10 protein-coding genes are annotated in these 10,594 nt (G+C 67.5%); 4 read left to right on the forward strand and 6 right to left on the reverse strand.

The genetic code is table 11. The features are described 5' to 3' along the window. Positions 1 to 129: 129 nt before the first annotated feature. The 6 genes from ETD96_RS07090 to ETD96_RS07120 all read right to left on the reverse strand — a co-directional run bounded on the left by ETD96_RS07090 (position 130) and on the right by ETD96_RS07120 (position 5,845). Positions 130 to 1,434, reverse strand: coding sequence for an NAD(P)/FAD-dependent oxidoreductase (locus ETD96_RS07090; RefSeq protein WP_138635474.1), 1,305 nt, complete (start codon positions 1,432 to 1,434; stop codon positions 130 to 132). A gap of 484 nt (positions 1,435 to 1,918) precedes the next feature. Beyond that, positions 1,919 to 2,380 carry a carboxymuconolactone decarboxylase family protein gene (locus tag ETD96_RS07095; protein ID WP_138635475.1) on the reverse strand — a complete coding sequence of 154 codons (462 nt, stop codon included), beginning with the start codon at positions 2,378 to 2,380 and terminating at the stop codon, positions 1,919 to 1,921. A gap of 128 nt (positions 2,381 to 2,508) precedes the next feature. Beyond that, positions 2,509 to 2,964: a cupin domain-containing protein gene (locus ETD96_RS07100; protein ID WP_205719143.1), complete on the reverse strand. Its 456-nt coding sequence runs from the start codon at positions 2,962 to 2,964 to the stop codon at positions 2,509 to 2,511. Positions 2,965 to 3,183: 219 nt separating this feature from the next. Further along, positions 3,184 to 4,074 (reverse strand): RNA polymerase sigma factor SigJ, encoded by an 891-nt coding sequence (gene sigJ, locus ETD96_RS07105; RefSeq protein WP_138635476.1) that lies wholly within the window; start codon positions 4,072 to 4,074, stop codon positions 3,184 to 3,186. Positions 4,075 to 4,338: 264 nt separating this feature from the next. After that, complete coding sequence (locus tag ETD96_RS07110) at positions 4,339 to 5,175, reverse strand: NmrA/HSCARG family protein (protein WP_240807333.1); 837 nt, start codon at positions 5,173 to 5,175, stop codon at positions 4,339 to 4,341. Positions 5,176 to 5,443: 268 nt separating this feature from the next. Then, a complete protein-coding gene (locus ETD96_RS07120; RefSeq protein WP_138635478.1) occupies positions 5,444 to 5,845 on the reverse strand; it encodes a nitroreductase family deazaflavin-dependent oxidoreductase in 402 nt (133 codons plus the stop codon). Positions 5,846 to 6,222: 377 nt separating this feature from the next. Here ETD96_RS07120 and ETD96_RS07125 point away from each other — a divergent pair, with 377 nt between their 5' ends. The 4 genes from ETD96_RS07125 (at position 6,223) to ETD96_RS07140 (ending at position 10,286) form a co-directional block, all read left to right on the forward strand. Beyond that, positions 6,223 to 6,870, forward strand: a complete 648-nt coding sequence (locus ETD96_RS07125) for an FMN-binding negative transcriptional regulator (RefSeq protein ID WP_138635479.1) — start codon at positions 6,223 to 6,225, stop codon at positions 6,868 to 6,870. A gap of 287 nt (positions 6,871 to 7,157) precedes the next feature. Further along, positions 7,158 to 8,300 (forward strand): agmatinase family protein, encoded by a 1,143-nt coding sequence (locus ETD96_RS07130; protein WP_138635480.1) that lies wholly within the window; start codon positions 7,158 to 7,160, stop codon positions 8,298 to 8,300. 102 nt (positions 8,301 to 8,402) lie between these two features. Next, entirely contained in the window at positions 8,403 to 8,840 is a 438-nt protein-coding gene (locus tag ETD96_RS07135; protein WP_205719144.1) for a low temperature requirement protein A, read from the forward strand. Between the two features lie 54 nt (positions 8,841 to 8,894). Further along, positions 8,895 to 10,286 carry a serine/threonine-protein kinase gene (locus ETD96_RS07140; RefSeq protein ID WP_240807335.1) on the forward strand — a complete coding sequence of 464 codons (1,392 nt, stop codon included), beginning with the start codon at positions 8,895 to 8,897 and terminating at the stop codon, positions 10,284 to 10,286. The last annotated feature ends 308 nt before the right edge of the window (positions 10,287 to 10,594 follow it).

Here is a 10,594-nt window from a genome sequence, read left to right on the forward strand (position 1 = left end):
CTGTTCATCTGGCCACCGTCACAGGGAACTCGAATCTCGCTCAACCTGACGATCAGCCAAAAGCGTCACCCGGCTAGGCAAGCCAGAGACTCTCACCTAGCCGGGTGACACATGTCCTCAAGCGCAGCGTCAATGCGGGATCGTCGGGAGCTCCGGGGCGGCGGTGTCCAGCGGCACGATCGGGGATCGCACCAGGCCCAGTTGGACGGTCTGGCGGTGCAGGATCGCGTTCTGGAGCCAGTCCATGGCGATCCGCGAGCGGTTCCTGGGCAGTGACAGCAGGTGGTAGCCGCGGGTGACCACCTTGGCGGGCAGGCCCGACAGCGGCACCCCCAACGGGTCGGCCGCCGCCTGCGTCCCACCCAGGTCGACCACGAACCCCAGATCACGGTGTCGGTAGGGGCGCATTTCACCGACGCCGTAGGAGGCCGCGATGTTGCGCGCCACTCGCGTGCCCTGCCGCTGAGCGTGCTGCGCGGTCATCGGCGTCACCTCGCCGGGACGGTTCGGATCCGGTACCGCGGCCGCGTCACCGCAAGCGTAGATCTCCGGGTGGTCCGGCACGTGGAGATATTCGTTCACCACCAGCCGTCCCTTCATGGTCTCCAGGCCGAGGCCCTTCACCACGGGGTCGGGCCGTACTCCCACGCACCAGACGAGCGACCTGCTCGGCACGAAAACGCCGTCGGTGAGCCATGCACCGTCCGAGGTCGCCTCCTTGACGGACATGCCCGTCCGGACCTCGACGCCGCGCCCGCGCAGTACACGATCCGCCGCATGTGAGAGCCGCTCGCCCAGCTCGGGCAGCACACGGTCGGCCACGTCCAGCAGAAGCCAGCGCGGGGTGATGCCGCGCAAGCGCGGGTGGTTTCGCATCAGGGACCGGGTGAGCAGCACCCCCTGCGCGGCCACCTCGACCCCGGTGTAACCGGCGCCGACGACGATGAACGTGCAGCGCGCCTCGCGCTCGGCCGGATCGTCGGCGGCGTCGGCCAGCTCGATCTGCCTGACGACGTGGTCTCGGAGGTAGAGCGCCTCGGGGATGCCTCGGAAACCGTGCGCATGTTCGGCCACGCCCGGGATCGGCAGCAGCTTGTTCACGCTCCCGACGGCCAGGACGAGCCGGTCGTAGCCGATTTCGCCGTTCCCGTCCTCCGGACCGGTGTAGTGCACCTTCCGGGTCTCGGCGTCGATTCGCTGCGCCTCACCCAGAATCGTCCGCACCCCGGGCAGTGCCGCGGGGAGCGACACCGCCACCCGGCGCGGGTCGATCAGTCCCGCCGCCACTTCCGGCAGCAACGGCATGTACAAGAAGTAATCGGTCGGGTTGAGCAACGTGATCTCCGCCCGGCCCCGGGCGAGCCGCGCCAGCTTACGAGCGGCGGCAAAGCCGGCGAACCCCGCCCCGACGATTACAATCCTCGCGCGCCTCATCCCCTCTCCCCCTGCTTCGCTTCCCGATCCCGTCGGCCCCACAACGGCGCTTTGCAAATCCCAGCCCTTTCATCTCTCTTATTCTCGGGCCATGGGAGCGAACCCCACATGCCCCATTCAATTTGGTCAGGCGAATGCGATTCTGTTCACGACATGTCTCTCGCCGATTTCAACCCGATACGTTTGCCAGTTTGAGCTCTGGCAGTTCGCAGGCCAGCGCGAACGTCGTGACCGACTCAGCATCCCGATGCGGGCCGCCTCGCGATTCGCGCCCACAGTCGTCCCTCGTCCGACAGTGGGATAGTGCCGACAGCGCGCCCCCGCGAGCGGGATTCCCGCGCCCACCGCGCCCGCGCTGTCGGCCGCCCCTCTCGGATCGTCCGCGGCCGTCACGATCTCGCTCACACCGTGCTCTCCGTGGATCGGGTGTCCGCCCGATTTCACCGGACTGCACCCCCGCAGTCCGGTGAAATCGGAGACGGGGTCAGTCCTTGACGGGGTACCGGCTGGATATCGCTATGCGGTTGAAGGCGTTCATCACCGTCGTCAGCCAGATGACCGCCGAGACCTGATCCGGGGAGAGGATGGCTGCGGCGGCGTCGTAGTCCTCGTCGCTGACATGCCCGTCCGAGACGCGCGTGACCGCTTCACTCAAGCGGAGGGCGGCGCGGTCCAGGTCGGAGAAGTAGCCGGTCTCCTCCCAGCCGGGCAGCACGGCGATCCGGTCGGGGTTCTCGCCCTTCTTGAGGGCGTCACGGGTGTGCAAGCGCAGGCAGAACGCGCAGCCGTTGATCTGGGAGATGCGGATCTTCAACAGTTCGATCAGGAGGGGGTCAAGGCCCGCCGCGGTGGCGATCCTTTGAACTTCGGTCGACAATGCGACGAGGGCCTTGTAGGCGCTCGGGTGCTGCTTGTCGAGGTACAGGCGGTGGGTGGTGGCGGTCAAGGTTCCTCCGGGGTTCGGACGGGTAGCGCGCCGTTCATTCCGGGCGCGTTTTAAGGAGCGGTGCTCGATAATCGGGTAGGGATAGTGAAATCGTGCGGGCACCTTTGACGCCCGCTGCACAAGGCGGGCTAAGAGCCCGGGTCGTCGACTTTGAGCTTGTCTCCGGTGTTGGAGACGAAGACGACCAGGAGCTTGGCCGGTTCGGTCCGGCTCGTGTTCTCGGTGAGGACATGTTGGGCGCCTGGCTGCTCCACCCAGTTCTCGCCCTGCCGGTAGGTCCGCACGGACTCGCCGCCGAGTTGGCTGCGTACGGTGCCTTCCAGGACGTAGGCGTAGACGAACGCCTTGCCATGCCGGTGCGGTTTCGCACGTGCGCTGGGCGGCAAGGCGACGATCGCCGAGGTGAACGTCTTGCCCTTCACATCCGGGAGGTTCTGCTGGATCAGTGGCTTGAGGGTTTCGGCGGGATGCTCCGATGCCACGGCCGCAGTCGGCGTCATGGCGTGGGCGGGCGGGTCGGAGCTGGAGCAGGCCGCGGCAGCGGTCAGCGCGGCGACGGCCGACAGGCCACCGACGACACGCATTCCAATATCTGGGGCTCGCATAAAGGTCCTTTCCGGCAAGGGGCGCTGGAGCGCGGGGCCCATTCGCTTCGGGCTCATCGCGGCTCATCGTCGGAGGAAACGCAGAAGTTGGACGTGTGCCGTCCGGCCTGATCAATGGCGTCTGCTCACGAGCGTTCCTCGTCCCCCGTTTCGTGGTTCTCATCAGGGAGACGAGTTAGCCCCTAGGGGTGTGACAGCTCAGAGGCGAGAAAGTTTGTCCGGGTTGATGACCCTGCGGTACGCGCTGATCAGACCGTCGGTGATCTGCAGCGTGTCCACGGAGTAGACACGGCCCTCCCGGTAGAACACCAGGGAGAGTTCGCCGCCGACCTCGACCATGTCGATGCGGTCCGTCCGCCATTGGCGGCCCACGCGCACCATAACCTCGGCCACGCGCTCACCACCATGGATGGCCTTGCGCGCCGCAGCGGCCTTGCCGCCGCCATCGGTGACGTAGACGGCGTCCGGGTGTAGCAGCCTGACCAGGCCGGCCAGGTCCCCGGCCTCGTAGGCGGCACGGAAGGCCGCCAGCACACGTTCGCGCTCCGCCTTGGACGCCTGCGGCGAAGCCCCCTTCGCCTTGGCCACCCGCCGACGCGCCCGTGAAGCGTGTTGCCGAGCACCTGGCACGGAGACGTCGAGCACTTCGGCGATCCGGCCGAACTCCAGACCGAAGACATCGTGCAGGACGAAGGCCACCCGCTCCGGCGGGCTCAACTCCTCCATCACCAGGAGCATCGCGGAACTGATGGACTCATCGACGAGGACCCGCTCGGACGCGTCCGGCCCCGTCAGCAACGGCTCCGGCAGCCACGGCCCGACATAGTCCTCCCGGCGGAAACGGGCGCTCTTGAGGATGTCGTACGACCGCCGTGCGGCCACCGTCACCAGCCAGGACCTGAGATCAACGATGTTCCGCAGATCAGTCCCGGCCGCCCGCAGCCACACGTCCTGGGTGACGTCCTCGGCATCGGCCACACCACCCAGCAGCCGGTAGGCCACCCCGAAAACCGCGGGCCGGTGCTCCTCCCATTCGGCTCCGAGCCTGTCCTCCTGCTCGGAACGTCCAGGCGCGTGCCCGTCGCCCATCCAGGTCGCACCCCCAAGCTCGCCGATTCAGCGTAATCGTTCGAGCCGGGGTCCTAGTCCGTCGCCATGAGATGGAGGTAGCGCACCTGGGGCGCATCGGCCCGCGGGAGAGTGCATCCGGGATCGAGGCGGCGGCCGCCTGTGCCTGAGCACCCACACGGTCGAGTTCCACCTGCACTGGGTCTTCACGAGACTTGGCATACCTCGCGACACCAGCCCGGGCGCCGGTCGACCGCCGTCCTGCGGCTTAGTCATCGTGATCGGTTATCGAAGGAAGGTCTGGCGCGTCCAGTCCGCGAAGGACGTCCAAGGGATCTCGGGATGCGCCTCATGGAGCGCGGGGATATCGACCTGGTAGCCGGGACCGTTGAAGAAGTCCCACATAGCGTGCATGTCCGGGTTGGTGATGGCCGCGAGCGGTGTCTGCTCGTGGTGGACCGGGCGTCCCAGCGCTTCACCCAGGTCGGCGGCCATCTCGGCGGGTGTGGGACGGTCGCTGGCCAGCTCGATCCGCTGCCCCTTGTAAGAGTCGGGATTCAGCAGCACCTCCGCCGCAAAGGCGCCCAAGTCGTCACGGGCTGTCTGCTGCAAGGGACGGTCGGAGGGGATCGGCAGCCTGAGGATGCCCTGCCGGACGCTGCCGGCGTCGCCCATCATGTTGTCGAAGAAGTAGGTGGGGCCGAGGATCGTGTACGGGACGCCGGAGCCCGGGAGTTGCGCCTCGACGCGGGCCTTGCTGTCGAAGTGGGGCACCCCCGACCGCTGGTCGGCGCTCGCCACGGAGCTGAACACCAGATGCGGGACCTGAGCCCTGGCGGCGGCCTCCAGGATCGCCCGCCCCTGCTGCACCTCGGCCGCCGGACCGGACTCGAACGGGGTGGTCAGGGCGAACACACCGTCGGTCCCGGTCATGGCGGCGGCCAGTGAGTCCACGTCGTACCACGAGCCCCGGACCACCTCGACACCCCGCTCCGTCAGCGTATGCGCGGAGAGCCGAGCCGGGTCGCGGACCAGCCCTCGCACCGGGACGCCGCGTTCCAACAGCGCGGCCACCACCGCACCGCCTTGCCCGCCGGTCGGACCAAGCACCAGTATCGTCACGTTGTCTCCTTGCATTGCTTGTGAGTACCCGATCACGGGGCTTACCAGTAGGGATGCCCTCGATCATGGTCGGGTGCGGGTCGCGTGCATCTCCCGCACGAGGATCTCGGCGGGCTCGTCGGCGGTGGCGCACTGCCCACCTGTCGAGGTGACCCTGACGGCGTCTCCGGTGGCCGGCGGTCCCGTCCCCTCAAGGGTGACCGGGCCACGGAACCCCGCTACATCGAACGTCAAGCCGGTGACGCAGTTTTCGGCACCGATAGTTGCGTCAGACGCGTTCGAGAATGACCACCGGGATTTCGCGGTCGGTCTTGGACTGGTACTCGTCGTAGTCCGGCCAGGTCGCGGTCATCTTCTTCCAGAGCGGCGGCTTCTCCTCCGGCGTCGCGACACGGGCGCGGGCGGTGAACTTGTCGTCGCGGACCTGCACCTGGACTTCGGGGTTCGCTCTCAGATTGAGGAACCAGTCGGGGTCGGCGGGGTCGCCGCTCTTGGACGCCACCACGACAGGGTTGCCATGGTCCTCCTGGTAGATCAGCGGAGTCGTGTACGGCTTGCCGCTCCGCCGTCCGGTGGTGGTGAGCAGCAGGACCGTGGTGCCCTGCCAAGCGTGCCCCTCGGCTCCGCCCGTTTCCTGGTAGCGCCTGACGTGCTCCTGCCCGTAAAGCATGACACTCCCGCTCTTGGTTCTTCATTCAGACGGCCGCTGCGACCCCGGCCACGACGATCTTCCTTTTCGCTCACCGCGGGCCCTCGGCCGTCCGGTCGCAAGGTATGACAGCGCAGCCCCTTCCGCCTGTGACACATCCGGGCGAATCTGTGAACCGCCCCGGTTCCGCGGAGACTCTAGATTGTGACTGTGACCTGCTGGTTGAGCGTTGCCGGTAGTGGTTGGCTTCGTGCAGGCAGGGGTGTTGCACCACTCCACCCCTTCGGCAGCGGCCAGATCGTCGGCGTGGGCACCGCCGCCGTCGCGGTCAGCCTGCCGGCCCTCCCCCGCCCCGACTCCTGTTTCTCATCGTTGCCGATCAGCAAAGGGGAACTCACTTGTTCATCCAGCCCTGGGACGCGAGCCTGGACGACGCCGAGTGGCAGGCATGGATCGCCGACGGCCACGACTTCGGCCAGCTCGCCGTCAACGGCCTGCCGGGACAGCCGCCCGTCGTCGTCCCCACCCACTTCAGCGTGGACGGAAGTGACCTGCTGATCCATCTCGGGCGCCCGAACCCGGTCTGGAAGGCGATCGAGCACGACCCTAACGTCGCGTTCACGGTCATCGGGGACTATGCCTTCGTCCCCGGTACCTGGCGCGCCGCCCCCGACGTTCCGCCCGAGGACGGTGTACCGACCAGTTACTACGCCGCCGTCCAGTTCACCTGCCGGGCCCACATCATCGACGACCCGCACGCCAAGGCCGACCTGCTGACCCGGCAGCTCGCCCACTTCCAACCCGACGGCGACCATGCCGACGTCGCCCCGGGACAACCTCCTTACGGACGGATGCTGTCCGGCATCCGCGGCCTCCGGCTGGAGGTCGTCCAGGTCCGGGCCAAGTTCAAGTACGACGACCACAAGAGCGTCGAGCACCGCACCACGGTCGCCGACCGCCTCACCGCACGCGGCCAGGGACTCGACATCCCCACTGCGGCCCAGCAACGCCGACGTACCGACCGCATCGGCATCTGGAAGCCCTGACCATCACCCCGGCAGCCTACGACCCACGGGCCAAGAAGCCACCCGCATCGCCCACGTCACCGCCTACCGGACGACGCGCCCACCGGCCCTGGCCCGACGTCACAGCGGTCATGACCGCCTGGAGCAACGGCTCACCGGCAGGACCCGACACAGCCGCTACCGCCCCTTTGCACCCCCGCAGGACCAACTCCTCTGCGTCCACAGGGGCTCGACCTCGGTCCCCGTGTGACCTGCTGCTGTCGGGGTACCAGCCCGTCTCCTCCCCCTTGACTCGCAGAGGAGATGCCGTGGCCGAGCAGACCGACAGGGAAGGCGCGTGGGCCCAGAGGGTCGAGGGCGAGTTGCCCACGCGCAGGAGCCAGGAGGAGATCGAACGGCGCCTGGCCCACGGGTTGGAGGGCGCCCCCACGATCAAGGACCGGACCATCTCGACCTTCGCCAGAGGCGAGCTCCCGCATTTCGCCGGCGAGACCGGAACCTTCCTGAAATGCCCCTACGTCGACGACGTCCACGCCGTGGGCGATGCCGAGGTGGCCGTGTTCGGCGTGCCGCTGGACGCCGGCGCGACCTACCGGCCGGGCACCCGGTTCGGTCCGCAGGGCATCCGCCGCTGCACCGGCCTGTTCGGCACCTACAGCTACGAACTGGGCGTGGACCTGCGCGAGCAGCTCAACATGGTCGACATCGGTGACGTGTTCACCATCCCGGGCAATCTGGAGAAGTCCTTCGACCAGATCAGCCAGGCGATGTCGCACGTGGTGTCGCAGGGCGCCTTCCCGGTCGTCCTGGGAGGAGATCACTCGATCGGCTTCCCCACCATCCGCGGCCTGACGCCGCACATGGACGGCAACGTCGGCATCATCCACTTCGACCGGCACGTGGACACCCAGGAGACCGACCTCGACGAGCGCATGCACACCACCCCCTGGTTCCACGCCACCAACATCAAGAACGCCCCGGCCACCAACCTCGTCCAGATCGGGATCGGCGGCTGGCAGTCACCGCGCGCCGGCGTCAAGGTGGGCCGCGAGCGGGGCACCACGATCATCACGGTGGGCGACGTCGAGCGCGTCGGTGTGGAGAAGGTCGCCGAGACGGCCCTGGAGATCGCCTGGAAGGACGCCGAGGCCGTCTACCTCTCCTTCGACATCGACGTGATCGATGCCGGGTTCGTGCCCGGCACCGGCTGGCCGGAGCCCGGCGGCCTGCTGCCCCGCGAGGCGCTCAACCTGGTCCGGCTGGTCTCCGAACCCGGTCTGGCGGGCATCGAGATCGTCGAGTGTTCACCGCCCTACGACTGGGCGGAGACGACATGCCTGATGAGCAGCCGCGTCATCCTCGACAGCCTCGCCGTGCAGGTACGGGCCGGCAAGCTGGGCCGCAAGCCGTCCACCTCGGGCCGTCCCGCGTGGGGCCCATACCCGTCTTGACCGCTTCGTCGCGAGCACTCACTGAGGCCAACAGAAAGGCCCGCGAAGAGAATCGACCCGGATTTCGGCGGCAGCCGGCTGAGGGCTGTCATTAGCTGGCCGTTGCGCACCTCCGACGTGCGCGCGGCGTCGGACGCCGCCCCGCGCCGGGCGGTGTCCCCGCTGGAGTTGTTCTTCGACCTGGTCTTCGTCTTCGCCGTCGGGCAGCTCGCCGAGCACCCGCACAGCGCCCCGTCTTGGCGCGGTGCGGCCGAGACCGCGATGATGCTGATCGCGGTTCTCACCACGTGGGTGCTCACCAGTTTCGACGCCACCTTCCTGGACATCACGCCGCCCGGACCCGAGGGCTGGTACTGGCGGCGATGGGCCTTCGGCCTGTTCATGAACGCCCAGAATCCGCACGCGTTCACCGGTCGTCCATGGGCGTTCGTGGTGCCGCTGGCGGCGATCCTGCTCCTGACCGGGGACCGCCCACCCGCTAAGACGAAGGGGGCCGGTACCGCCGCAGCCGTTCTCTCGCCACAGGCGAGCGGCGTTTGAGATGATCTCGAACTGTCCGTTCAGACACGTGTGTTCCTGTGAGAGGTATGGCCGTTGGAACCGCTGAGGCAGGATGGCTCGCGACAGTCGGCGGACGCGGACGGGCAGGTGCTGGCGGGCCGGTACCGGCTGGTCTCGCTGCTCGGCCGGGGTGGCATGGGAGCGGTCTGGCGAGCCCACGACGAGCAACTAGACCGTGAAGTGGCGGTCAAGGAACTGCGCCTGCCCGAGCATTTGGACGATGCCGCACGGCAGACCTTGATCGCCCGGCTGGACCGGGAGGCACGCGCCGCGGCCAGGCTGAGGCACCCCGGGATCGTCACTGTGCACGACCGCGTGACCGGTGACGACGGCCGCCCCTGGATCGTCATGGAACTCGTCAGGGGTCGTTCCTTGGACGACCTTCTGAAGGCCGAGGGACGGCTGCCGCCCGTCCGGGTCGCGCAGATCGGGTTGCACCTGCTGGACGCTCTGCGCGCGGCTCACCGGGCGGGCATCACTCATCGCGACATCAAGCCCGCCAACGTTCTGCTGGAGGACGACCGTGTCGTCCTGACCGACTTCGGTATCGCGGCCGTCGAAGGCGATGCGACCCTGACCGGTACGGGCGCCGTTCTGGGTACTCCCGCGTACATGTCGCCCGAGCAGGTCCGCGGCCAGGAGGTCACGGCCGCCGCCGACCTATGGTCACTGGGCGCCACGCTCTACACCGCCGTGGAGGGACATCCCCCGTTCGAGGGCGCCAGCACCGGAGCCATCTTCATCGCCATCGCCACCCAGGACCCCATCCCATCAGCACACGCCGGTTCCCTCGAACCCATCCTCAGGACGCTGCTGCACCGGGATCCCTCCCACCGCCCGACCCTCGATCACCTTCACAGCCAGCTGACCTGGCTCACCCAAGGCCAGCCGCCCGCACAACCGACCCTCCTTGAGCCGCCGACGCAACCGCCCGTTCCGCAGCCACCCCAACGTCCCACCCGCACGCGCAAGAAGGTCGTCATCGCTCTCGTGGCGGTCGCCACCGCCCTGGCGCTCATCGGCACGACCGTGTGGTCGGTGAAGGCTTTCCAGGAGAGGCGGGAGAACCAACGCTACGAAGCGAACATGAGCGCCATCGCCGATATGGGGACGATCCCAGGTTATTCAACCAAGCTCACAAGGGCTTACAGTGACACAACAGTGGAGGTTGCGTCGACCCTGTGCAAGTACACATCCGCTGACGACAAGTGCAACCTGGAGAGCCAGGTCACCGCCGTCACCAACTGGTTCCGGTCGCGGCCCGACGTAAAGTCCGTGACCCTCGAACCCCCTGTGGAAGAGCCCAACACTTTCCCTTCTCGCGACCTCTCGATTCTCACGCGGAATTCACCGAGCATCACCAACGTCATCATCTACGACCATGTGTACGAACACGAAATCAGGCTCAGTTTCGACGTGGGCTGACGGCCGGCAGTTACATCATCGGCAGGACCCAGGCTCGAGATCGTCGAGCCACGCCATGTCGGGGGTATTCCCTCAGGTGTGGAAAGTGATCTTGCTGGGGAGCAAGTGATCAGTGGGTGAAGCGCCCACGTTCTTCGGGGGGAGAACCACACGTCATGTCCGTGATCGACCGTGTCGACGACACCACTTCAACTACCGTAAGTGATCTTTCGGCTACCGTGACGGAGGTGAGTGGGCCCGAGCAGGACAGCACGCGCCGCCCGATCCGGGAACTGCTGGACGACCGGCTGCTGGACCAGCTGCTGGCC

Origin of the sequence: Actinomadura geliboluensis, from assembly GCF_005889745.1 — a bacterium.
GTDB classification, from domain to species: Bacteria; Actinomycetota; Actinomycetes; order Streptosporangiales; family Streptosporangiaceae; genus Spirillospora; species Spirillospora geliboluensis.

Bases quoted from the DNA above. Each gene is read 5' to 3' on its own strand.
- ETD96_RS07090 (WP_138635474.1), bottom strand. From the start codon at position 1,434: ATGAGGCGCGCGAGGATTGTAATCGTCGGGGCGGGGTTCGCCGGCTTT.
- ETD96_RS07120 (WP_138635478.1), bottom strand. From the start codon at position 5,845: ATGCTTTACGGGCAGGAGCACGTCAGGCGCTACCAGGAAACGGGCGGA.
- ETD96_RS07100 (WP_205719143.1), bottom strand. From the start codon at position 2,964: ATGCGTGTCGTCGGTGGCCTGTCGGCCGTCGCCGCGCTGACCGCTGCC.
- sigJ (WP_138635476.1), bottom strand. From the start codon at position 4,074: ATGGGCGACGGGCACGCGCCTGGACGTTCCGAGCAGGAGGACAGGCTC.